Genomic DNA, 23,345 nt, shown 5'->3' with positions numbered 1-23,345 from the left:
CTGAACAGAGTGGGAGGGCCGGTGACCGCGGCGACACTGTTGACCCCCGCCACGTCGGCGGGGCCGAAAGGCCGTCCTGCTGGTCTGGTGGCGCGCGCCGACGAACGGTCCTATGTCCGGGTTCTGGTGGTGCTGGACACCACCATCCTCATCATCGCGCTGCTCGTCGGCTACGTCACCCGTTTCGGCGACGACGAGCCGACCGGCTCGGACGTCCCGTACGTGTTGGTCGCCCCCGGGTTGGTGCTGGCCTGGCTGATCTCGCTCAAGTTTCTCGGCTGCTACGACGACCGGGTGATCGGCTACGGGGCGGACGAGTACCGGCGGGTCAGCTCCGCCAGCCTGCGCCTGGCCGGTGCGATCGCCATCGTCGGCTACATCGCCGATTTCGGCGTGTCCCGGGGTTTCCTCGGAATCTCCTTCGCGGTGGGCACCGTCGGGCTGGAGGTGGCGCGGTTCGCCGCCCGCAAGCGCCTGCACCGGGCCCGCTCGCTGGGCGCCGGGTGGTCCCGCAAGGTGCTGGTGGTCGGCGACACCGCCCACGTGTTGGAGTTGGTGCACACGTTGCGCCGCGAGCCGTACGCCGGTTACCAGGTGGTCGGGGCGTGCATTCCGGACGCGCTGCTCGCACCGGTGGCGCAGAGGTTGGGCGACGTGCCGGTGGTGGGGTCCTTCCGGGGCATCCCGGAGGCGGCCACCGCGATCGGCGCGGACACCGTCGCGGTGACCGCGTCGGGCGAGCTGACCGCGACCCGACTGCGTCGCCTCGGCTGGCAGCTGGAGGGGACCGGCGTCGACCTGGTCGTGGCGCCCGCGCTGACCGACGTCGCCGGCCCGCGGATCCACACCCGCCCGGTCGCCGGCCTGCCGCTGATCCACGTCGAGGCCCCCGAGTTCCGCGGGGCACGCAAGCTGGTGAAGGGTCTCGTCGACCGGTCCGTCTCGTCGCTGGCGTTGGCGTTGCTGCTGCCGCTGATCGCGTTCATCGCCCTGGCCATCAAGGTGGACAGTCGGGGTCCGGTGCTGTTCCGGCAGGTCCGCGTCGGCCGGGGCGGGCAGGAGTTCGGCGTGTTCAAGTTCCGCACCATGGTGGTCAACGCCGACGCCATGCTCGCCGAGCTGACCGCTCGCAACGAGACCGACGGCCTGATGTTCAAGATGCGCCACGATCCCCGGGTCACCCGGGTGGGCCGGTTGCTGCGCAAGTGGTCCCTGGACGAGCTGCCGCAGCTCGTCAACGTGCTGTTGGGCCAGATGAGCATGGTCGGGCCCCGCCCGCCGCTGCCCTCGGAGGTGGCCCGCTACGACGGCGACGTGGCCCGGCGGCTGCTGGTCAAGCCGGGCATGACCGGCCTCTGGCAGGTCAGCGGTCGCTCGGATCTGAGCTGGGAGGACGGCATCCGGCTCGATCTCTACTACGTGGAGAACTGGTCCCTCGCCGCCGACCTCACCATCCTCTGGAAGACCTTCGGAGCGGTGCTGAACGGCCGCGGAGCGTACTGACCGCGCCGGTCACGGTTGCGGGCCGTACCAGTCCAGGCAGACGACCACCGCGTCGTCGACCAGGTCACCGGCCACGAACGCGCGCAGGTCACCGATCAGCGACCGGACGGCGTCCAGTGGCGCCATCGGCCCCGTCCGGCGCAGGAACCGGTCCAGTGCCGTCTCGCCGTAGCGCATGTGCTGCCCGGTGGCCTCCAGCACTCCGTCGCTGACGACGAAGAGCCGGTCGTCGCGCTCCAGCGGGAACTTCTGCTCGTGGTAGTCGGTCGCCTCGAACATGCCGAGCGGGAACTGCGCCTCCAGGGGCTGCTCGGTGACGTCCCCGCCGCGCAGCAGAACCAGTCGGGGTGAGCCCGCGTCGACGACGGCCATCGTCCCGGAGCGCAGGTCCAGCTCCATCAGCAACGCGGAGAGGTGCTGCTCGCCCCGGTGCAGGTCGTAGATGGCCTGGTCGGCGAGGGCGGCCTGGTCGGCCAGGCTCAGCCCGGCCCGGCGCGCGTTGCGCAGCGCATGGGTGGCCAACGAGGTGAGCAGGGAGGCGGCGACGCCCTCACCGGTGCCGTTGATGGTGGCCAGCCAGAGCCGCTCTCCGTCGTCGGACCAGTCGAAGCTGTCACCGCGCACCGTGTACGCCGGCTCCAACTGCCCGGCCAGGCTGAACGAGGGTCGGATCCGGCTGCGGCCGGGAAGCAGGTCCCACTGCATCTCGGCGGCCAGGGTGAGGCGCTGGCTGCGCCGGGCCGCCCGGTAGACGTCGGTGCCGGCGGATACCGCCGCCACCTCGTGGGCGAGCGCCGTGGCGATCTCGGCGAGCGCGGCGAGGACGTCCGGGTCGTCCGGGTCGTCCGGGACGGGCGACAGGCACAGCACCCCCCGGCGCTCGCCACGCATGGTGACCGGGAACCACCCGTTGCCGTCGGTGAGTATCGGTGACTGGTGGTCGAAGGCCCGCCAGGCGGGGTGCCCGGGGCTGTCGATCGGCTCACCGTCGCCGAGCGGCAGGAGCTCCGCGAGCCGGTAGTCGACCTGGTACAGCTCGACGTCGGTGATCCCGTACGACCGGCCGAGCACCTCGCCGACGCCAATGACGAGCCGGTCGGCCGGTGTCTGGTTCAGGGCGCGCCGTGCCTGACTGACCGGTTCGCTCATCGTCGCTCCCTTGCTAAAGCTCGACCACCAGCGGGTTCGGAGTATTCTCGGCCCACCATGGCCGATGTGAGCGGTCCGACGGACCCCGAGACGAGTATGGCTGCCGCGCTGGACGCGGTGGCCGCAAGCCTGCTGGGCATCTGGGAATCTGCCCGGGAGGGGACCGCCAGTCGTGTCTCCGGCGCCCAGCTACGGGCCGTGATGGTGGTGGAACAGTCCGACGGGATCAACCTGCGTCGGCTCGCCACCCAGCTCGACATGTTGCTCAGCTCAGCCAGTCGCCTCTGCGACCGGCTGGTCGCCGCCGGCATGCTGGAGCGCGAGCCGGGCCGCTTCGACCGGCGGGAGATCTCGCTGCACCTCACCCCGGAGGCCCGCCGGCTCCTCGCCGAGCTGCGGGCGGATCGTCAGGAACAGCTCGGGGCCGTGCTGGCGAGGATGAGCCCGGAGGGTCGCGACGCGCTGCTGCGCGGGATGCGGGAATTCGACGAGGTCGGTCGCCGTCAGCAGGCGCACGCCACGTCGGCACTGGGCGAGCCGGCGGAGCAGGAGGGTTGGCCGGGCCCGGACCGGCCAGGTGGCCGGTCTCTGCCCACTGATCCGGGCCTGCAGACCCGTGGGGCCTGGGCCGGCTCGTCGGGTGACCAGGAACGCTCGGTCGGCCCCACCCGGGACTGGCCGGCCGGCGGCCCACCGGTGGCGCGAACCGCCTGATCGCGCCGCTGCGGGCTGGTGCGGCCGTGAGCGGGTCGCGCACATTCCGGCCGGGCCCACTCACGCCGGCACCGACGCACAGACGGCCAGCATCGCGACGTCGTCGTGGGCCTGCCCGTCCAACCAGTCGTCGACCGCCCCGAGCACCCGGTCGATCAGCGCCGCCGGCGGCTGCCCGGCCGCCGCCGCGACTGCTGCACGCAGCCGGGCCTCACCGAACATCACCCCGTCGCGGGGCCCGCGCGCCTCGGTCACCCCATCGGTGTACGCCAGCAGCAGGTCGCCGGGGTCGAGGTGCACCCGGGTCTCGGCGAACCGTGGGGCCGTCAGCGCCCCGACCGGCATGCCACCGACCGGGACCGGGGTGACAGTGCCGTCCGTGGTGACCAGCAGCGGTGCCGGGTGGCCCCCGCCGGCGATCCGGATGTCCACCCCGTCGGGCGCGCGCTGGAGGGAACCGAGCAGCAGAGTGGTGAGCTGGCTGCGCCGCGCCGCGTCCGGCGCATCGAACAACGCCCGGTTGAGCAGGTCGATCAGCTCCAGCGGGCGCTGCTCGACAAGCCGCAGCGTCTGCAACGACTGGCGGACCCGGCCGGTCAGCACGGCTGCGCCCACGCCCCTGCCGCACACGTCGCCGAGCGCGAACAGGGCGCCGCGCGGGTGCGGGAACACCTCGTAGAAGTCGCCTCCGATGCGCAGGCTGTCTCCGGCGGCCCGGTAGCCGCCGGCCAGGGTCACGCCGGGCACTGAGGGCAGCTCGGGCGGAAGCAGGCTGGCCTGCAGGACCCGGGCCAGATGGGCCTGCTCGCCATGGAGGTCGGCCGTGGCCAGCGCGGCACCCGCCCGGGCGGCGAACTCCCGGGCAAGCTCGATGTCGCGCGGGTCGAAGTCGGCCCGCCCGGCCCGTCGGACGAGCAGCAGAGCGCCGACCGACCCTTCGGCGCCGAGCATCGGGCTGACCAGCACCATGCCGGGGTGGCCGAACCCGGGCGGCAGCATGGCGGCCAGGTCGGCGAGCTCGGTGTCGCGCCAACGGCTCGGCTCGGTGACGTCGCCGGTCAGCGCCTCGGCGAGCCCGGGCACGGTGTCGGTCAGCGTCGCCGGGGCCAGCCCGCTGACCGGGGCGGGCTCGCCGTCGGCGTACCGGATCCAGCGGGCGTGCGGCTCGGCCGGCGCGGCCGGTCGGGGCAGGGCCACGGCGACGTCGGCCAGGTAGGGAACCGCGAGGGTGGTGGTTGCCAGGAGCACCTGGTCCCGGTGCAGGGACAGCCCGAGCCGGCTGCCGGCCTGGGCGAGGAAGGCGGTGCGGGAGCGTTCGGCGAGCAGGGCGTCGGCGCGGGCGTGCTCCTCGGTGGCGTCGCGCACGTACCACGCGAAGCGGGAGCCGGCGAGCTGTCGCCGGGCACCGCGCAGTCGTCGGCCGCGGTGGTCGGCGTCGAAGCGGTCGGCGTCGCTGGCGACCGCCCGGGCCAGGGCCGCCACCGGGCAGCGGGACAGCTCGGTGCCGACGGTGATCTCCGGGAGCAGCTCCGCCGCCATGGCGTTGAGCAGGGTGACCCGGCCGGTCTCGTCCGTCGTGAGGACCGCCTCGGCGAGACCGTCGAGCAGCTCGCGGGCCAACGGCGGGTCGGCTGGCAGCGGAGTGCCGCTGGGTCGCCGGGTCGTGGTCACCGCCGCACGCCGGCTCGCGTCTGACGACTCGTGCGCATGCTGCTTCTCGACTCCTCACACGGCATCGTTGCTGAGGGGCAAGGATACCGATCCGCACCGACAGGCGCCCAGCGCGCAGTGTCGATCAGCCGGAGCGGGCCAGCCACCCGGCGGGCTGGGCGACGATCCGGCGGACCACCGAGCCGGCGGCACCCACCGCGGCGGCCTCCGCGCCGAGCGTCGACGGCCGGACCGTGACCGGCGACCAGGCGGCGGTCAGCACCCGGCTGGCGATCTCGGCGAGCACGGGAGGGCACAGCCAGGGCGCGAGCGCCGCGTACCCGCCGCCGAGCACCACGGTGTCCAGGTCGAGCAGGTTCACGACGCCGGCCACCGCGACGCCGAGCGCCGTTCCGGCGTCGTGCAGCGCCCGGAGCGCGTCGGCGTTGCCGGCCTCGGCCAGCTCGGCCAGCCGCGCCGTCGCGGTGTCCGCCGGAAGCTCCGCCCGGGCCAGCCCGGCAGCGGTCACGATCGCCTCCTGGCCGGCGTACTGCTCCAGGCAGCCCTGCCCGCCGCAGCGGCACGGACGGCCCTCGGGGTGGACCGGAAGGTGCCCGATCTCACCGCTCCAACCGCGCACGCCGCGGAACAGCGCCCCGTCCAGCACGATGCCGGCGCCGATGCCCACCTCTCCGGAGATGTGCAGGAAGCTGGACGGGCCGGGTGGCCGGGAGTGCAGCTCACCGAGCGCGGCGAGGTTGGCCTCGTTGTCCACGACCAGGACGGGCACGCCGGGCACCTGCTCGACCAGCGGCGGATGCTCGGCGAGCAGTGCGGGGACGGGCACGTCGCGCCAGCCGAGGTTGGGCGCGAGCCGGACCATCCCGGCGTCGTCCACCAGGCCGGGCACCGCGAGCGCGGCCCCGACCAGGGTGAGGCCCCGCTCGGTGGCGTCGTCGCGGGCCGCCACGGCCATCTCGACCAGCTGGGCCAGCGCGTCGGCGGGGGCCACCGGGCGCAGGTCGGCCCGGTGCACGGTGCGATGGCGGACCTGGCCGGCGAGGTCCACCACGCACACCGCCAGGTAGTCGACGTTGACCTCCAGGCCGAGCCCGGCCGGCCCCTGGTCGGCCAGGACCAGCCCGCGTGCCGGACGGCCGGCGCCGGAGCGGGGCGCCGGGTCGGATTCGCTGACCAGGTGGCCGGCGAGCAGGTCCTCGACCACCGCGGAGACGGTGGCCCTGGTCAGGCCGGTCGCTGTTGCCAGGTCGGCCCGGGACGGAGGACGGTGGGCTGCGGCGATGCGGCCGAGCACCAGGGCGAGGTTGAGCTCGCGCAGACTGCCCTGACGGACTGCGCCGGCCGGGGCGTGGGTGAGGCTCACCCCTTGACAGTGCCATAGGGCGAGCAAATAATTCAATGGCTGAACAAATAGCGGACAACACCACCACCCGGAGGTCGCTCATGGCACCCCGTCCCACTCCCGCCGACAAGTTCTCCTTCGGGCTCTGGACCGTCGGATGGCAGGCCCGCGACCCGTTCGGTGACGCGACGCGCCCCGAGCTCGACGCGGTCGAGGCGGTGCACCGGCTCGCCGAGCTGGGCGCGTACGGCATCACCTTCCACGACGACGACCTGATCCCGTTCGGCGCCGACGCCGCCACCCGTGACCAGCACATCGCCCGGTTCCGCAAGGCTCTCGACGAGACCGGCCTCGTGGTTCCCATGGTCACCACCAACCTCTTCACCCACCCGATCTTCAAGGACGGCGGTTTCACCAGCAACGACCGCGACGTCCGCCGGTACGCGCTGCGCAAGGTGCTGCGCAACGTCGACCTGGCCGCCGAGCTGGGCGCGAGCACCTTCGTCATGTGGGGTGGCCGCGAGGGCTCCGAGTACGACGTCGCCAAGGACGTCCGCGCCGCGCTGGACCGCTACCGCGAGGCGGTGGACCTGCTCACCCAGTACGTCATCGACAAGGGCTACAACCTGCGGTTCGCCCTGGAGCCCAAGCCCAACGAGCCGCGCGGAGACATCCTGCTGCCGACCATCGGGCACGCGCTCGGTTTCATCTCCCAGCTGGCGCACCCGGAGATGGTGGGCCTCAACCCGGAGGTCGGTCACGAGCAGATGGCCGGGCTCAACTACGCCCACGGCATCGCCCAGGCGCTCTGGCAGGGCAAGCTGTTCCACCTGGACCTCAACGGCCAGCGTGGCATCAAGTACGACCAGGACCTGGTCTTCGGTCACGGTGACCTGATGAACGCGTTCGCCCTGGTGGACCTCCTGGAGAACGGCGGCCCGAACGGCGGGCCTACCTACGACGGCCCCCGGCACTTCGACTACAAGCCCTCCCGCACCGAGGACATGGACGGTGTCTGGGCCTCGGCGGCGGCCAACATGAGCACCTACCTGCTGCTCAAGGAGCGGGCAGCGGCGTTCCGCGCCGACCCCGAGGTCGTCGAGGCACTTGCCGCCAGCAAGGTCGGCGAGCTGAACACGCCGACGCTCGGCGCGGGCGAGAGCTACGACGAGTTCCTGGCCGACCGGTCCGCGTTCGAGGATGTCGACGTCGACGCGGTGGCCGCCCGGGGCTTCGCCTTCGTCCGGCTCAACCAGCTCGCCGTCGAGCACCTGCTCGGCGCCCGCTGAGGCCCCGCCATGCCGTTGGTCGCAGGCGTCGACTCGTCCACCCAGTCCTGCAAGGTGGTCATCCGGGACGCGGAGACCGGTGCCCTGCTCCGGCAGGGCCGGGCGCCGCACCCGGATGGCACCGAGGTCGACCCGGAAGCCTGGTGGCAGGCACTGCGTAGTGCCGCCGACCAGGCCGGTGGGCTGGCCGACGTGGCCGCGATCTCGGTCGCCGGCCAGCAGCACGGCATGGTGTGCCTCGACGAGGACGGCCAGGTGGTCCGCCCGGCGCTGCTGTGGAACGACACCCGATCCGCCGACGCCGCCGCCGACCTCGTCGAGGAGGCCGGCGGCGGCGCGGCCGGGCGTCGGTTCTGGGCCGAGGCCACCGGAAGCGTGCCGGTGGCCAGCTTCACCCTCACCAAGCTGCGCTGGCTGGCCACACACGAGCCGGAGCGGGCAGCCCAGGTGGCGGCCGTCTGCCTGCCGCACGACTGGCTGACCTGGCGGCTGGCCGGCGCACCGGGGCTGGACGCGCTGCGTACCGACCGGGGTGACGCCAGCGGCACCAGCTACTGGTCGCCGGCCACCGGGCAGTACCGACTGGACCTGCTGGAGCGGGGCTTCGGCCGGCGGTTGGTGCTGCCCGAGGTGCTCGGTCCGGCGGAGTCGGCGGGAAAGCTGTCCGACGTGCTGGGTGGGCCGGGCGGCGCGCTGCTCGGCGCGGGCACCGGGGACAACGCCGCTGCCGCGCTCGGCGTCGGCGCCGGGCCCGGTGACGTGATCGTCTCGATCGGCACCTCCGGCACCGTGTTCAGCGTCGCCGACGTGCCGGCCGCCGACGAGAGCGGTGCGGTGGCGGGCTTCGCCGACGCGTCCGGTCGCTTCCTGCCGCTGGTCGCCACGCTCAACGCGGCCCGGGTGCTGGACGCCGCCGCCGCGATGCTCGGGGTCAGCCTGGACGAACTGGCCGAGCTGGCGCTCTCCGCGCCAGCCGGTGCGGACGGGCTGGTCATGGTGCCCTACCTGGAGGGTGAGCGGACGCCGAACCGTCCGCTCGCCACCGGCGCTGTGCACGGCCTGACCCTGCGCACGTCGACCCCCGCGCACCTGGCCCGGGCCGCCGTGGAGGGCATGCTCTGCGCCCTCGCCGACGGCCTGGACGCGCTGACCGCGCAGGGTGCCACCGCCCGCCGGGTCATCCTGGTCGGCGGCGGAGCCAGGTCGGCCGCGGTCCGTCGGATCGCGCCGCAGGTCTTCGGCTGCCCGGTCGTCGTCCCGCCCGCCGGGGAGTACGTCGCCGACGGCGCCGCCCGGCAGGCCGCCTGGGTCGCCCTGGGCGGTCCCACGCCGCCGGTCTGGGCGGTCGAGGGCACCGAGGAGTACGCCGCCGAGCCCGTCCCCGCGGTGCGTGAGCAGTACGCCGCGGCTCGCGGACTGGTTCTCGACCGGCGCTGACCGTCGGGATCGACGTGGGTGGGTGCCGGTCGACGGTGACCGGCACCCACCCGCGTGACGACCTGCTCGACGGAGTCTGGTTGGCTGCCGGTCATGACGGTGACCAGTGGCGGGCCCGGCCAGGGGCGGGCGCAGTCCGGCCCACGCCCGCCTGGCCGGGGCGGTGGCCCGGCACACCGGCTGTACAGCGTCGTGGTGTTCGTGCTGCTCGCCTCCCTGGACAACGTGGCGATCGGGCTGGTGCCGCCGCTGTACGGCCCGATCTCCGACGCGTTCGGCGTGTCGGGGCGGCTGCTCGGTCTGGTCACCGCGGTCAGCTTCCTGGTCAGCGCAGTGGCGGCGGTCGGCTGGGCGTACGTCGGCGACCGGACCAACCGCAAGCCACTGCTCATGGTGGGCACGCTGCTCTGGGCGGCGGGCACCGGCGGCAGCGCGCTCGCCGGCGGCTACCTCACGTTCCTCGCCGCACAACTGGTCGCGGCGGTCGGCCTCGGTGCGGTCGGCTCGGTCGGCTTCTCGGTGGTCACCGACCTGATCTCACCGACCCGGCGGGGGTTGGTGATGAGCTTCTGGGGGCTGTCCCAGGGGATCGGCACCCTGGCCGGCACGCTCCTCGGCGGGCTGCTCGGGGCGGCTGACTGGCGGCGACCGTTCCTGCTCCTGACCGGCGTCGGCCTGGCGGCCACCCTCGCGTACCTGTTCACGTACGACGTCCGCCGTGGCCAGAGCGAGCCGGAACTGGCTGGCAGGCTGGACGCCGGCGCCGAGTACGACTATCGGATCAGCCGCGCCGACCTACCGCGCATCCTGGCCCGACGGACCAACCGGTGGCTGATCCTGCAGGGCCTTACCGCGCAGGCCGCCTTCGGCTCGCTGGTCTGGCTGCCGGTGCTCTTCGCCGAACGGGCCGAGGCCCAGGGATATTCGACGTCGACAGCTGTGGTCGTGGGCAGCGTCTTCGCCACACTGTTCCAGCTCGGCGGGGTGCTCTCCATCGTGGGCGGCCTGATCGGCGACGCGGCGCAGCGGCGTACGCCGAGAGGGCGGGCCCTGGTCGCCGCGGTCGGCATCCTCGCGGCGCTGCCGTTCTACCTGGTGTTGTTCTTCGTCCCGGTGACCATCGACGTGCCGGACGGCGCGAGTGGCGGCGCGGTCGTCGGCGCGGTACTGGCCAGCGTCTTCACCGAGCCGTCGGTGGGGCTGAGCCTGCTCACCGCGATCGTCGCGCTCGCGCTGACCTCGGCCAACTCGCCGAACTGGTTCGCGCTGATCGCCGACGTCAACCCACCCGAGCACCGGGGCACGGTCTACAGCCTGGGCAACCTGGTCAACGGGGTTGGTCGCGCGGCCGGTAACGGGCTGGTCGGGGTGGCGTTCCAGGGGCTGCGAGCGGCATTCCCGCCGCCGTTGAACTTCGCCGTCGGGCTGGCCGCGTTCCAGCTCTTCTTCATCCCCACTGGTGTCATGTACTGGCTCGCCTCGCGGACCTCACCCGAGGACATCGACAACGTGCACGACCTGCTGCACACCCGCGCCGACCGCCTCTGACCCGCGTGCGCCGCCCCCACCCCCACCGTCCGCCCCGCCCGCACGCCCGCCCTGATCCGCGCAACATCTCCGAAAGTGCTGCCTCGGGCGAGCGTGAGGGGCCAACATCCCTGATGTTGGCCCCTCACGGGCTGGGGTCAGGGTCAGCGCAGCCAGACCGTCACGTCGGTCGGGACCGCGTTGTCGTCGTTCAGGGGTGCGCTGGTGGCTAGCACCTCGGCACCGGTCGGCAGCGGCACCGGGGCCGCACCGAAGTTGGTCAGCACGGTCAGCTCACCGTTGCGGAAGGTCAGCGTCTCGTCGCCCGAGGACACCCACTCCAGGGTGCCGCGACCCAGCCCGTGCTCGCGGCGCAGCCGCAGCGCCGCGCGGTACAGCTCGTACGTGGAGCCGGGCACGTCGCGCTGGCGGTCCAGTGCGTACTCCGCCCAGAGCGCGGGCTGCGGCAGCCAGCTCGCGTCGGTGGGCCCGAAACCGTACGACGGGGCGTCGGCCTCCCACGGAATCGGCACCCGGCAGCCGTCCCGGCCACGCTGGGTGTGCCCGCTACGCTCCCAGGTCGGGTCCTGCCGGGCCTCGTCGGGCAGCGTGGTGTGCTCGGGCAGCCCCAGCTCCTCGCCCTGGTAGAGGTACGCCGAGCCAGGAAGGGCGAGCATCAGCAGGGTGGCTGCGCGGGCCCGGCGCAGGCCGAGGGCCGCGTCCGGCTGCGGGTCGCCGGTGCCGATGCCGTTGGGCCGGCCGCCGCCCACCGGCAGGCCGAGCCGGGAGGCGTGCCGGACCACGTCGTGGTTGGACAGCACCCAGGTGGTCGGCGCGCCGACCGAGTCGGTCGCCTCCAACGAGCGGGTGATCACCGCGTACTGGGCCGGTGCGGTCCACGCGGCCAGCAGGTACTCGAAGTTGAACGCCTGGTGCATCTCGTCCGGGCGGACGTAGCGGGCCAGCCGCTCGGCCGGCTCCACCCACGCCTCGGCGACGAGCACCCGCTCGCCCGGGTAGCTGTCCAGGACCTGCCGCCACTGCCGGTAGATCTCGTGCACGCCGTCCTGGTCCCACATCGGCGGGCGCGGCTTGTCGATCTCGTTGCCGGAGAGAATCTCCTGCGGCTCCTGCCAGTCGGCCAGGTCGGCCTGCTTGATCAGGCCGTGCGCCACGTCGACCCGGAAGCCGTCCACGCCACGGTCCAGCCAGAACCGCAGGACGTCCAGGAACTCCGCGTGGACCTCCGGGTTGTCCCAGTTGAGGTCCGGCTGGCCGGTGTCGAACAGGTGCAGGTACCACTGGCCGGGTTTGCCGTCCGGGTCGACCGTCCGGGTCCAGGCCGGGCCGCCGAAGACGCTCTGCCAGTCGTTCGGCGGCTGGTCACCGGTCGGGCCGAGGCCGTCCCGGAAGATGTACCGGGCCCGCTCCGGGCTGCCGGGCGCGGCGGGCAGGGCGGCCTGGAACCAGCGGTGCGCGGACGAGGTGTGGTTCGGCACCAGGTCCACGATCACCCGCAGGCTGCGGGACCGGGCCTCGGCGATCAGCTTGTCCGCGTCGGCGAGGGTGCCGAACAGCGGGTCGATGTCGCGGTAGTCGGCCACGTCGTAGCCGGCGTCGGCCTGCGGCGACGGGTAGAACGGGGAGAGCCACACCGCGTCCACGCCCAGCTCGACGAGGTGGTCGAGGCGGGCGGTGATGCCGGGTAGGTCACCGATGCCGTCCCCGTCCGAGTCGGCGAACGAGCGGGGATAGATCTGGTAGATGGTCGCCTCGGTCCACCAGCCGGTGACCGGGTGACCGGAGGGGGTCTGCTGCGTCGGATCGGTGTTCAGGGTCTTCTCCCGTGTCGAGCTGTGGGTGGACTGCCGGCGGTGCTCCTGCCGGCCGCGTCGCCGCCAGCCGCCGGCCGGCGGCGATGGTTGAAGTTCTTCAGTGTGCCCGGGGTGGTGCGGTCGAGTCCCGGACCACCAGCCGAGTGGGCAGGATCACCGGCGTGGCGCCGTCGGTGCCCTGGTGACCCACGAGGGGGCCCGGAGGTCGGGCTTCGAGCGGGTCGAGCAACATCCGTGCGGCCAGTCTCCCCTGCTCGGCGGCGGGTTGGGCGATGGTGCTGAGCCCGAGCACGCCGGCCAGGTCGTGGTCGTCGATGCCGATGACGCTGACGTCCTGCGGCACCCGCAGTCCGGCGTCGCGCAGCGCGGTCATCGCGCCCATCGCCATCTCGTCGCAGGCGGCGACGATCGCGGTCGGCGGCTCGCCGCGGGCCAGCAGCTCCTCGGTGGCCCGGGTGCCGCCGTCGATGGTGAACGTGGATTCGACGTCCAGGGTCGGGTCGAGCCGCAGACCGGCGGCGCGCAGTGCCGCCTGGTAGCCCCGGCGGCGGTCGAGGTGGGTGGTGAAGGCCAGCTCGTCGTCCGGGTCACCGGAGATGTGCGCGATGCGGTGGTGCCCGAGGTCGAGCAGGTGCCGGGTGGCGGCCCGGGCGGCGGCCACGTCGTCGATGCGGACGCAGGGCCAGTTGGGCACCCTGCTTCCCGAGCTGATGGTCACCCCGGGGAGTTCCAGGGCGGCCAGCGCGGTCATGTCGGCCGGCCGCAGTGGCGTGGCGACCAGCATGATGGCGTCGACCCGCTTGTGCAGGTTGGCCGTACGCAGGACCCGCTGGCGGACCTGCTCCCGGCCGCCCAGGTTGTAGAGCAGCAGGTCGTAGCCGGACTGGTGGAGGTATTCCTCGACCGCCTCGACGATGGTGCTGAAGAACCAGCGGGTGATTCGGGGGACCACCACCGCGACCGTGCCGGTCCGGCCCCCGGCCAGCCGGGACGCGCTCGGTGAGACCTCGTAGTCGAGCTGCTCGGCGGCGGCGAGCACCCGGCGTCGGGTGGCGGCCGAGACCGTCGGCAACCCGCGCAGGGCCCGCGAGACGGTGGCCGTGGACACTCCGGCCAGCCGGGCCACATCATCAATCCTCGTCACGGTTCCCCCGCTCGGTGCCCGGAGCGCCCGCCGCCGCCCGAGGGGCCAGGCGGCGGCGGGCAAGCGGGTCAGCCCTTGACGCTGCCGGCGAGCAGACCTCGCACGAAGAAGCGCTGCAGGGACAGGAAAACAATGAGCGGTACGACGATGCTGACGAACGCACCGGCGGTGAGGCGCTGCCACTCGTTGCCCCGGGTGCCGGCCATCTCGGCGAGCCGGACGGTGAGCGGGGCGGTCTCGTTGCTGCCGCCGGCGAAGATCAGCGCGACCAGCAGGTCGTTCCAGACCCAGAGGAACTGGAAGATGCCGAACGCCGCCAGCGCCGGGGTGATCAGCGGCAGCACGATGGTGCGGAAGATCTTCGGGTGGGTGGCCCCGTCGACGCGGGCCGCCTCCATCAGGTCACCCGGCAGTTGCGAGATGAAGTTGTGCAGCAGGAAGACGGCGAACGGAAGCGCGAAGCAGGTGTGCGCGAACCACACCTGGGCGAACTTCTGCTCGTCGACCAGGTCCCAGGCCGGCATCAGGGTGACGCCGCCGAGGCTGACCCCGGTGGAGAAGAACCTCAGCAGCGGCACCAGGGCCATCTGCAGCGGCACGATCTGCAACGCGAAGATCGCGATGTAGACCCAGTCCCGGCCGCGGAAGTTGATCCAGGCCAGCGCGTACGCGGCCAGGCAGGCGAAGGCGAGCGGGAAGAGCACCGACGGGATGGTGATCGCCAGGGAGTTGATGAAGGACCCGGCGAGCTGCCCGGAGGACGACGACCGCCCGAACAGGACCTGCTGGTAGTTGTCGAACGTGAACTGCGGGTTGGTGAAGGCCGTCCACCAGCCGGTGGTCTTGATCTCGTCTTCCGGTCGGAGTGAGGAGACGAGCAGGCCGAAGGTCGGAATGGTCCAGGCCACCGCGATGATGACTGAGACGAGGGTGGCGGTGCGGCTGTTCAGCCGCTTGCGGACCCGTCCGGCAGTGGTGGTCGGGGTGCCGTCGGTCTTCTGGGTGCCAGCGGCGACAGTTGGCGTTGCGGTGGTCATCTCAGCCCTCCCGCTGTTGACGGAGGTTACGGATCTGGTAGATCACGACCGGGATGACCAGGATGAAGAGGAAGACCGCGAGCGCGGAACCCCGCCCGTTCTCGCTGTACCGGAACGCCTGGTTGTACATCTCGTTGGCGATCACGCTGGTGTCGTAGTTGCCGTTCGTCGAGGTCCGGACGATGTCGAAGACCTTGAGCGTGGCGATCGTGAGGGTCACCATCACGACGATCAGCGCCGGTCGGATGCTCGGCATGGTGATCTGCCAGAACATCTGCCACGGGCTGACCCCGTCGAGCCGGGCGGCTTCGACGATGTCGCCGGGGATCGCCTTGATCGCGGCGGAGAGCACCACCATGGCGAAACCGGCCTGGATCCAGATCATGATGACGATGAGCAGCAGCGTGTTCAGTGGCGATTCGAGCAGCCACTGCTTGGGCTCACCGCCGAGGCTGACCACGATCTGGTTGAGCAGACCGATCTGGTCGCCCTCACCTCGGTAGGCGTAGACGAACTTCCAGATGATGCTGGCGCCCACGAAGGAGATGGCCATCGGCAGGAAGATCAGTGACTTGGCCACGGACTCGAACCGGGCCTTGTCCACGAGTACGGCGTAGATGAGGCCGAACCCGGTCGCCACCAGGGGGACCAGGAGCACCCAGATCAGGGTGTTGATCAGGACCCGGACGATCGCGTCGTCGGAGAACATCCAGCCGAAGTTGTCCAACCCCACCCACTCGGTGCTGTCCCTGTTCATCAGGGAGAGCACCGTGGTGCGGATGGCCGGCACGACCAGGCCGATGGTGAGCAGCAGCAGCGTCGGCAGCAGGAAGAAGAGCGCGAAGAGCCCCTCCCGCGGCTTGGTTCGGCGGGGGAGTGGAGCTCCACTCGCCGAGGCGGCGACGAGTTGTGCCTCCCGTCGCCGGGCGAACCAGGCCGGCACCATGTCGAGCAGCAGGAGCAGACCGCCCACCACCACGACGAAGGCGACCAGCCCGTACATCAGCATGAGGAGCTTCGGCTGCTGATCGGCGAAGTCGAACTCCATCAACCCTCCCTCTCGGGTCCACCGCCGGGATCACTTAGGCCAGCTGCTCTCGATGCCCTGGAGCACCGGGGCGGTCGCCTTGCCGTTCAGCCACTCGACCATGCCCTTCCAGAACGTTCCCGCGCCGACGGCTGCCGGCATCAGGTCGGAACCGTCGAAGCGGAAGGTGCCGCTCTTGTCCTGGAGGATCTGGACGGAGAGCTTGTCGATCGGGCTGGCCACGTTGGCGATGTCCAGCTTGTTGTTCGCCGTGACCCAGTTGCCGAGCTTCGCGCGGCTGTTGACGTACTCGGCCGAAGCCAGGTAGGTCTGCACCGCCTGGACCTCGGGACGGTCGGCGTAGCCGACGACGAACTCGCCCGCGCCCAGCACCGGCTTGCCCTTGGCGGGGTCGATGGCCGGGAAGTAGAAGGCGAACGCGTCGCCGTCCGCAGCCACCTTGGTGCCCTCGGGGAACTGGTTGGCGTAGAACGACGCCTGCCGGTGCATCGCGCACTTGCCGTTGGTGACCGGCACGCCCGCCTCCTGGAAGGAGGTGGTGGTGATGCTCTTGACGCCGCCGAAGCCGCCGTTCATGTACTTGTCGTTCTTGAGGATGGTGCCGGCGCGGTCGACCGCGTCGACGATCTTCGGGTCGTTGAACGGGATCCCGTGGGTGGTCCACTGGTCGTAGACCTCGGGGCCCTGGGTCCGCAGGATCACGTCTTCGATCCAGTCGGTGGCCGGCCAGCCGGTGGCGTCACCGGACTCGACGCCCGCGCACCACGGCTTCATGCCACTGGCGGCGATCTTGTCGCTCAGGGCAATGAGCTGGTCCCAGGTGGTCGGAACCTCCCAGCCCTTCTCCTTGAACGTCTTCGGCGAGTACCACACGAAGGACTTGACGTTGGCGCCGAGCGGCACGCCGTAGAGCGTCCCGTTGACGGTGCCGTACTTCAGCCAGTCGGCCGGCATGTTCTGCTCGGCGAGGGCCTTGGTGTCGGCGCTCAGGGACTTCAGCTTGCCGGCGTCCGCGAAACGCTTCACGAGGCCGGGCTGCGGCACGAAGGCGATGTCGGGGGCGTTGCCGCCGTCGACCCGGACCGGGAGCTGCGCCTCGAACTCGCCGCTGCCCTCGTAGTCGATCTCGATGCCGGTGCACTTGGTGAAGTCCGACCAGGAGCGCTCGAGCAGGTCCGCCTCGGCGTCACGGATGGACGCGTAGATCGAGACCTTCTTGCCGTCGTGGCCCTCGTACTTGTCGTATGCGGCGCACTCCGCGGAGCCCGCGTTGTTGCTCTTCTTGTCGTCGCCGGTACCGCAGGCGGTGGCGCTGAGCGCCAGCCCGAGTACGCCGGCGATCACGAAGGCCTGGCGTGGTCTGGTAAAGACCGCCATGCCGTCCTCCTTCCTAGCCGGCGCGGTCGTGCTGGTGACCCGTCGCCGGTCCGATTGGGCGTGCACACATGTAAGCGCTTGCATCCGGTCCGGTCCACCCCCTGTCAGACACGAGCGAGTAACAATCCGGAAACCTGCGGGCTGCCTCGTGGGCGCGCTCCCGGGGCGGATCCCCGACTCTTTCGAAGATTGACGATATCTGTCAGGCTAGGGCCACCCCATCGAAGGTTTTCGACATAGGAGGAGCTGTATGCGAAAGCGGTGGATCAGCCTGCTGGTGGCGGGTGTGCTCGTCGGAGGAGTCCTGGCGCCGGCCAGCCCGGCGCTGGCCGCGCCGACCTTCAAGGTGCCGTTCCCGTGCGGCCAGTCCTGGTCCGGGCAGACCCGATCGGGTCACAGCCCGGCGAACGCCGTCGACTTCAACCGCACCGACGATCAGGGCGACCCGGTGGTGGCGAGCGCGCCCGGCACCGTCGACCGCGTGACCGACCTCGGTGGCACCAGCTACGGCAAATACGTCCGGATCAACCACGGGGGCGGTTACAGCACCTACTACGCCCACCTCAACGGCTTCAACGTCTCCGTCGGGCAGACGGTCGGCTACGGCAAGGTGCTCGGCTGGGTCGGCACCACCGGCGGGTCGACCGGCCCGCACCTGCACTACGAGCAGCGCCTCGACGGCGCCGACATCAAGGTGCGCTTCAACGGCACCCTCGCCCTGTACTGGGGCACCAAGACCTACACCAGCAACAACGGGTGCTCCTCGGGCGGCGGCAACGGCACTGTCGACACCAGCGGCACCCCGTTGACCGTCCGCTCCGGCCCCGGCACCGGGTACGCCTCGGTGGGCACTGTCGCCGACGGCACGCGGGTGACCATCGCCTGCCAGACCAGCGGCACCACGGTCACCGGCACGTACGGCACCAGCTCGATCTGGGACCGGATCGGCAGCGGTCGGTTCATCGCCGACGCGTACGTGTACACCGGGTCCGACGGATACATCCCCGGCGTGCCCCGCTGCTGACCCGGGGACGGCCACGGTCCCCGGCGGGCGCCGCCGTCGGGGACCGGTCAGGTCAGGAGTTCAGCTGCCAGATCGACAGGTTCAGGGCGGCGGCGAAGGTGACCCAGGCCCAGTAGGGCAGCAGCAGCGCCGCCGCCACCCGCGACACCCTGGCGAACAGCACCACGGTGAGCCCGATCGCCAGCCACATCACCACGATCTCGGCGAACGCCAGCCCATACTGCCCCGCGCCGAAGAACAGCGGGGTCCAGATGGCGTTGAGCACCAGTTGGGCGGTCCACGCCCAGAGGGCGGGGCCGAAGCCGACCCGCTGCCACACCAGCCAGGCGGCCACCGCGATCAGCGCGTAGAGCAGCGACCAGACCGGGCCGAACAGCCATGAGGGCGGTGCCCAGCTGGGCTGCTGGAGGCTCGCGTACTCGCCGGTGGTGCCCTGCACCCCCAGACCGCCGATCGCGGCCGCGACGAAGACGGCCGCCGCGAAGCCCACGAGAGCCCACCACCGCCGCCGGCCGGAGGTCCTCGACGCGTCCTGGGATGTCTCCATGGTCGAGATAATTTCCATCCAGCGTCAGGTCAAACCGGCGGTAGGGCGCACAAGTCATCCGGCACCGTCATCAGGGGGTGGGAGCGCCCACAAGAAAGCGCCGGGATCGCCCCGGCCGGTGCTCCTGTCGGGAGGACGGAGCTCCGGTCGCGGCGACCCCGGCGGGTCCCGGTTTTTTTTAGGAGGTACGCACGCTAATTGAAGATGCTGACACCACCCGGGCCGACCAACAGCCCGACAACGATGAGGACGATGCCCCACAGGATCTGCCGGCGGAACAGCGCGAGGATGCCGGCGACCACGAGTACGACTGCGAGAATCCAGAGAATCAGCTCCATGACCTCTGACTACCCGACTGGCCGATCGGGGAAACCTGGTCGGTGTCGAGTTGATCGCCGACGTGGAAGACGCTGTACGCCTGCTTGATCACCGGGTGCGCGACGTTGCGGACGCGTACGCCGCCGGGGGTCGTGCCGCGCTCGGTGCCGGCGTGCGCGTGCCCGTGCAGGGCCAGCGCCGTGGGCGCCGAGTCGATCGCCTGCCCCAACTGGTACGAGCCGAGGAACGGGTAGATCTCCAGCGGTTCACCGGCCAGCGTGTCCGGCACCGGGGAGTAGTGGGTGAGCGCGACCAGCATGTCGCAGTCCAGCGAACGGAGCGCCGTGCCGAGAGCCTCGGCGCTCTCGTTGGTGGTCCGGACGAACGCCTTCATCTCCGGCTCGCCGAAGTCGCTGGCGCACCGCCCGGCGAACCCGCCGCCGAAGCCCTTGACGCCGGCGATGCCGAGCCGACCGCCGGCGCAGTCCAGCACGACGCCGTTGCCTTCCAGCACGGTGATGCCCGCGTCCTCGAGGACCTTCACCACCTGCGGCACCTGGTCACACTGGTGGTCGTGGTTGCCCAGCACGGTCACCACCGGCACGGCCAACCCACCGAACTCCTCCGCCACGCAGCGCGCCTCGGCCTCGGTGCCGTGCCGGGTCAGGTCCCCGGCCAGCAGCAGCACGTCGGCACACTCCGGCAACTCCTCCAACGCGGGACGGAACCGACCGACCACGTCCTCGTCCAGATGTACGTCGCCCACGGCGGCGATCCGGATCACCATGGAACCTCCCTCAGGGCAGTTGCTCGATCTCCGTGGGCGCCTCGACGCGGATCACCCCGATGTCGCTGGTGATCGGGACGTCCGGGAAGCGCTCGGACACCCGGCGCAGGATCTCCTCGCGTCGGTGTGGGCTCTCCACCTCGCCGTAGAGCACGATGGCGCGTTCCCGCCGCACCACGGTGATCCCCTGTTCGGCGACGGCGGGGTCCTCGGCGAGGAGCCGTTGGATCTCCGCCTCGACGTACTCGTCCGGTGGCCCGGCGCCAATGTCGCGTTGGTGGGTCACGATGTCCCCTCTCCGGTCGGGGTGCCGGCGGCCGGCACCACCTCCAGCCGGTCCAGCAGCACCAGGAACGCCTCGGCGTACGGCGAGTGCTCCGTCTCCTTGCGTACCCGCTCCCAGTCGATCTGCTCCCGCAGGGAGCGGGCCAGCGGCAGGCCGCGGGCGAAGTCGCAGTAGTGCTGGGAGAAGCTGAGCAGTTTGTGCACCATCAGCTGGGAGGCGGACAGGACCGGCATCTGGATCGCGTCCACCGGCCGGATGACCGTGTCGGCGAACGTCTCCTCCGTCACCGGTGTCTCGATCGGCCGGTGGATCAGATCCACCATCCGGCCGTCGTCGAAGACCTTGACCAGCCAGTCCTCCGGGGGGCGCTCGGCGACGAACCCGGCGGCGACCAGGGCCTCCAGTGCCTTCTCCACGTCGACCTCCCGGATCAGGAAGTCGACGTCGTGCTCGCTGGAGTGGCCCCCGTGGGCGTAGACGGCGAAGCTGCCGCCCAGGGCGAACGGGATCTCGGACTGCTTGAGCACGGCGGCGACCTTCTTGAGGGTGTGCACCAGACTCTCGTCTCCGCGCTCAGCCATCTGGTTCTCCCGTCGTCGTGTTGGTGGACCGGCGGTTGGATACGAACTCCGGTACCCGGCATTCCGGTCGGCCACACCTGCGGGTGTCCCGGTCGGGTGTCAACAGGGATAAACCATCACATACCTCACGGGTCGGGTGCGCGGGTCGGATAACCTGTCGAGGGTGGCCAGATCATCGGGGATGCGACGACGCAGGGCCCGGTTGCGCACTGTCGCCCTCATCGGCATCGACGGCTCGGGCAAGACCACTCAGGCTCACCGACTGGCCGACGCGCTGAACGCGGCCGGCCGCCCCGCGAAATACCGCCGCAACGCCAGCGGCCGTCGTTGGCTCGGCCGGCTCGCCAACCGGCTCGGGCGGCCCGACGCCCAGCGGCTGGTCGGGCGCGATGGTGTGCTGGCGGTGGAGTCCGTGCTGCGCTGGCTCGCCATCGCCGTAGCCCTGATCAGCTGTCTGCTCACCGGCCGGACGGCGGTGATGGACCGTTACTCGGCCTGCCAGTACGCGAGCATCCGGGCCCACGGTGGGCAACGCTGGGAACGGTTCGCACGGGCCGGCTACCGGCTCTTTCCGACGCCGCAGGTGACCTTCCTGCTGGCCGTGGACCCGGCGGAGGCGTACCGGCGCATCGAGGAACGCGGCACGGATCACGAGACGATGGGCTGGCTGACCGCGGCGGACACCGCCTACCGGGCCCTGCCCGAATACCCGAGTTTCGTGCTGGTGGACGCGGGCCGCCCGGCCGAGGAGGTCACCGAGCAGATCCAGGCGCACCTGGAGACCTGGCTGCCAGCGCCCTCCAAGGTGGCACCCGGTGAGGTGCCCCCGCTGGTGACTCAGGCCCGCCCGTAGACCGGAACGGTGGCACCGCTGGTCGGGGCCGACTCGTCCGACGCGAGGAAACGGATCACCGATGCGATCTCGGCCGGCGCGACCCAACGGGAGTGGTCGGCGTCGGGCTGGGCGGCCCGGTTGGCCGGGGTGTCGATGACGCTGGGCAGCACGGTGTTGCAGCGGACGTTGCGGGGCCGGTATTCCACCGCGACCGCGTTGGCGAAGGCCAGCACCCCGGCCTTGGCCGTCACGTAACCGGCCGCGCCGGCGAACGGGGCGACCGCCGCGCGGGCCGAGACGCACACCACCGCGCCACCACCGGCCGCCACCAGATGAGGCAACGCGGCCTGGGTGACCAGGTAAGTGGGCCGCAGGTTGACGGTGAGCATCCGCTCGAAGACCTCGATCGGGGTCTCGTGCACCAGACCTTCGCTGGCGTACCCGCCGACGAGGTTGACCACGGCCCGCAGGGGCGCCGCCGGGTCGCCGGCGGCGGCCTCGACCGCCCGCGTCGCGCCCGCCGGGTCGCTGAGGTCCGCGACCAGCCGGAGCACCCCCGCCGCCGGCTCCGAACCGGGACGGGCCTCCCGCTCCGGTACGACCACCCGCCAGCCCGCCTCGACGAACGCGGCGACGGCCGCCCCGCCGAGCCCGCCAGCCCCTCCGGTCACCAACACGCTGCGCTCCGCCATGCGCCTCACGCTAGCGTCCCGTCCGGCCGGCGCCTGCCGGTGCTCCACAGCCGACGCTCTGCCCAGAGCAGAGTGGCTGGCCGAACCGCCTACCGGCAGCGCAGGATCGGCGGATGCAGATCCTCATTCTCGGTGGCACCCGGTTCCTCGGTCGGGCGGTGGCGCAGCTCGCCCTCGACCAGGGCCACGACGTGACCTGCGCGGCCCGGGGCGTCTCCGGCGTCGTGCCGGCCGGGGCCCGGTTCGTGCCGGTCGACCGCGACGACCCGGACGCCCTGGTGCCGCTCGCCGACGACGGCTTCGACGCCGTGGTCGACGTGACCCGCCAGGTCAGTCACGCGCGGCACGCGCTCTCCGCACTTGCCGACCACGTGGGCCACTGGTCCTTCGTGTCGACGATCTCGGTGTACGCGGACAACACCACCCCCGGCCAGACCGCCGCGGACGCACCGGTGCTGCCGGCCGCCCCGGCGGACGTGGACGGTCCGGTCGGCCCGGAACACCGTTGGTACGGCGAGTGCAAGGTGAGCATCGAGCAGGCGGTCCGGGAGCGGGTGGGCCTGGACCGCTCGTTCATCTGCCGAGCGGGCCTGATCGTCGGTGCCGAGGACCCGAGCGACCGCTTTCCGTACTGGGTGCGGCGCCTGTCGGCCGGCGGAGAGGTTCTCGCGCCCGGGCGGCCGACCGACCGGGTGCAGTTCGTGGACGTCGCCGATCTGGCGGGTTGGTTGCTGCACGCCGCCGGCACCCGCCTCAGCGGCACGTACGACGGCATCGGGCCGGCGATGACACGGGCGGACCTGCTGGCCGGGGTGGCGGCCGGGCTGGACGCACCGGAGCCCGTCCTGACCTGGGTGGATCAGGAGTTCCTGGCGTCCCACGACGTTCGCGAGTGGTCGGGGGAGCGGGCGCTGCCGCTGTGGGTGCGGCTGCCGGAGTCCGGCGGCCTGATGGACCGCGACGCCCGACCGGCTCTGGACGCCGGGCTGGCGGTCCGTCCGTTGCCTGACACCGTTCGGACGACCGCGTCCTGGATGGCAGCGCAGCCGGCCGCCGTACGGCAGGGTGGTCTCGACCCGGCGGATGAGGCGGCGGTCCTGCGGGAGTGGCAGGCTGTGCGGGACCGGTGATCCCGGCTGCCGACACTTTCCCTACCGGACAGTCATAGTTGACGCTCACGCTTGGTGAAAGTAAGTTTCACC

At 71.7% G+C, this 23,345-nt stretch carries 22 protein-coding genes; 8 read left to right on the top strand and 14 right to left on the bottom strand.

Translation table 11 applies throughout. The annotated features are described in order from the left end of the window. Positions 1-21: 21 nt before the first annotated feature. Positions 22-1,503, top strand: coding sequence for a sugar transferase (locus KBX34_RS06660; protein WP_088951978.1), 1,482 nt, complete (start codon positions 22-24; stop codon positions 1,501-1,503). 9 nt (positions 1,504-1,512) lie between these two features. Here the strand turns inward: KBX34_RS06660 and KBX34_RS06655 are convergent, their stop codons facing one another. Further along, positions 1,513-2,652: a PP2C family protein-serine/threonine phosphatase gene (locus KBX34_RS06655; RefSeq protein ID WP_210923775.1), complete on the bottom strand. Its 1,140-nt coding sequence runs from the start codon at positions 2,650-2,652 to the stop codon at positions 1,513-1,515. Between the two features lie 66 nt (positions 2,653-2,718). Between KBX34_RS06655 and KBX34_RS06650 the strand changes: the two genes are divergently transcribed. Then, positions 2,719-3,366 (top strand): MarR family transcriptional regulator, encoded by a 648-nt coding sequence (locus tag KBX34_RS06650; RefSeq protein ID WP_307871336.1) that lies wholly within the window; start codon positions 2,719-2,721, stop codon positions 3,364-3,366. 60 nt (positions 3,367-3,426) lie between these two features. Here KBX34_RS06650 and KBX34_RS06645 read toward each other — a convergent pair whose 3' ends face one another. Further along, positions 3,427-5,037, bottom strand: a complete 1,611-nt coding sequence (locus KBX34_RS06645) for a PP2C family protein-serine/threonine phosphatase (protein ID WP_210923773.1) — start codon at positions 5,035-5,037, stop codon at positions 3,427-3,429. Positions 5,038-5,161: 124 nt separating this feature from the next. After that, a complete protein-coding gene (locus tag KBX34_RS06640) occupies positions 5,162-6,400 on the bottom strand; it encodes an ROK family transcriptional regulator (protein WP_210794836.1) in 1,239 nt (412 codons plus the stop codon). Between the two features lie 80 nt (positions 6,401-6,480). Here KBX34_RS06640 and xylA point away from each other — a divergent pair, with 80 nt between their 5' ends. The 3 genes from xylA (at position 6,481) to KBX34_RS06625 (ending at position 10,653) form a co-directional block, all read left to right on the top strand. After that, positions 6,481-7,668, top strand: a complete 1,188-nt coding sequence (gene xylA / locus KBX34_RS06635) for a xylose isomerase (protein WP_141910899.1) — start codon at positions 6,481-6,483, stop codon at positions 7,666-7,668. 9 nt (positions 7,669-7,677) lie between these two features. Beyond that, complete coding sequence (gene xylB / locus KBX34_RS06630; protein ID WP_210923771.1) at positions 7,678-9,105, top strand: xylulokinase; 1,428 nt, start codon at positions 7,678-7,680, stop codon at positions 9,103-9,105. 93 nt (positions 9,106-9,198) lie between these two features. Beyond that, on the top strand, positions 9,199-10,653 hold the full coding sequence (locus KBX34_RS06625) for an MFS transporter (RefSeq protein ID WP_247671503.1): 1,455 nt from the start codon (positions 9,199-9,201) through the stop codon (positions 10,651-10,653). A 143-nt stretch (positions 10,654-10,796) separates the two neighbouring features. On the opposite strand, the gene KBX34_RS06620 is transcribed toward KBX34_RS06625, so the two are convergent. The 5 genes from KBX34_RS06620 to KBX34_RS06600 all read right to left on the bottom strand — a co-directional run bounded on the left by KBX34_RS06620 (position 10,797) and on the right by KBX34_RS06600 (position 17,073). Next, a complete protein-coding gene (locus tag KBX34_RS06620) occupies positions 10,797-12,467 on the bottom strand; it encodes a glycoside hydrolase family 13 protein (RefSeq protein ID WP_210923824.1) in 1,671 nt (556 codons plus the stop codon). Positions 12,468-12,564: 97 nt separating this feature from the next. Further along, positions 12,565-13,611: a LacI family DNA-binding transcriptional regulator gene (locus KBX34_RS06615; protein ID WP_099848102.1), complete on the bottom strand. Its 1,047-nt coding sequence runs from the start codon at positions 13,609-13,611 to the stop codon at positions 12,565-12,567. Positions 13,612-13,679: 68 nt separating this feature from the next. Beyond that, entirely contained in the window at positions 13,680-14,648 is a 969-nt protein-coding gene (locus tag KBX34_RS06610; RefSeq protein ID WP_210923764.1) for a carbohydrate ABC transporter permease, read from the bottom strand. 1 nt (position 14,649) lies between these two features. Further along, positions 14,650-15,696 (bottom strand): carbohydrate ABC transporter permease, encoded by a 1,047-nt coding sequence (locus tag KBX34_RS06605; RefSeq protein WP_210923762.1) that lies wholly within the window; start codon positions 15,694-15,696, stop codon positions 14,650-14,652. 30 nt (positions 15,697-15,726) lie between these two features. After that, positions 15,727-17,073, bottom strand: coding sequence for an ABC transporter substrate-binding protein (locus tag KBX34_RS06600; RefSeq protein ID WP_088949851.1), 1,347 nt, complete (start codon positions 17,071-17,073; stop codon positions 15,727-15,729). Between the two features lie 250 nt (positions 17,074-17,323). On the opposite strand from KBX34_RS06600, the gene KBX34_RS06595 reads away from it, so the two are divergent. Further along, positions 17,324-18,097, top strand: coding sequence for a M23 family metallopeptidase (locus tag KBX34_RS06595; protein ID WP_088949850.1), 774 nt, complete (start codon positions 17,324-17,326; stop codon positions 18,095-18,097). Between the two features lie 52 nt (positions 18,098-18,149). Here KBX34_RS06595 and KBX34_RS06590 read toward each other — a convergent pair whose 3' ends face one another. The 5 genes from KBX34_RS06590 to KBX34_RS06570 all read right to left on the bottom strand — a co-directional run bounded on the left by KBX34_RS06590 (position 18,150) and on the right by KBX34_RS06570 (position 20,616). Further along, a complete protein-coding gene (locus KBX34_RS06590; RefSeq protein ID WP_088949849.1) occupies positions 18,150-18,644 on the bottom strand; it encodes a TspO/MBR family protein in 495 nt (164 codons plus the stop codon). Between the two features lie 194 nt (positions 18,645-18,838). Beyond that, positions 18,839-18,982 carry a GPGG-motif small membrane protein gene (locus KBX34_RS06585; protein ID WP_007464364.1) on the bottom strand — a complete coding sequence of 48 codons (144 nt, stop codon included), beginning with the start codon at positions 18,980-18,982 and terminating at the stop codon, positions 18,839-18,841. After that, positions 18,973-19,749: a metallophosphoesterase gene (locus tag KBX34_RS06580; protein WP_088949848.1), complete on the bottom strand. Its 777-nt coding sequence runs from the start codon at positions 19,747-19,749 to the stop codon at positions 18,973-18,975. Before KBX34_RS06580 ends, KBX34_RS06585 begins: the two co-directional genes overlap by 10 nt. 10 nt (positions 19,750-19,759) lie before the next feature. After that, the gene (locus tag KBX34_RS06575; RefSeq protein WP_088949847.1) at positions 19,760-20,035 is read right to left on the bottom strand and encodes a hypothetical protein; all 276 of its coding nucleotides are present in this window, start codon (positions 20,033-20,035) and stop codon (positions 19,760-19,762) included. Next, positions 20,032-20,616 carry a nucleotidyltransferase gene (locus tag KBX34_RS06570; protein WP_088949846.1) on the bottom strand — a complete coding sequence of 195 codons (585 nt, stop codon included), beginning with the start codon at positions 20,614-20,616 and terminating at the stop codon, positions 20,032-20,034. Before KBX34_RS06570 ends, KBX34_RS06575 begins: the two co-directional genes overlap by 4 nt. Positions 20,617-20,797: 181 nt before the next feature. Between KBX34_RS06570 and KBX34_RS06565 the strand changes: the two genes are divergently transcribed. Then, positions 20,798-21,469 carry a dTMP kinase gene (locus KBX34_RS06565; protein WP_210923817.1) on the top strand — a complete coding sequence of 224 codons (672 nt, stop codon included), beginning with the start codon at positions 20,798-20,800 and terminating at the stop codon, positions 21,467-21,469. Here KBX34_RS06565 and KBX34_RS06560 read toward each other — a convergent pair. Beyond that, positions 21,454-22,143: an SDR family NAD(P)-dependent oxidoreductase gene (locus tag KBX34_RS06560; protein WP_210794848.1), complete on the bottom strand. Its 690-nt coding sequence runs from the start codon at positions 22,141-22,143 to the stop codon at positions 21,454-21,456. The genes KBX34_RS06565 and KBX34_RS06560 overlap by 16 nt on opposite strands. 113 nt (positions 22,144-22,256) lie before the next feature. Between KBX34_RS06560 and KBX34_RS06555 the strand changes: the two genes are divergently transcribed. Next, a complete protein-coding gene (locus KBX34_RS06555) occupies positions 22,257-23,273 on the top strand; it encodes an NAD-dependent epimerase/dehydratase family protein (protein WP_210923760.1) in 1,017 nt (338 codons plus the stop codon). Positions 23,274-23,345: the final 72 nt, after the last annotated feature.

The organism is Micromonospora sp. M61, from assembly GCF_018070245.1.
Taxonomy (GTDB): domain Bacteria; phylum Actinomycetota; class Actinomycetes; order Mycobacteriales; family Micromonosporaceae; genus Micromonospora; species Micromonospora zamorensis.
Note: the sequence above shows the minus strand (reverse complement) of the source record. Positions and strands in the feature narration are given on the sequence as shown.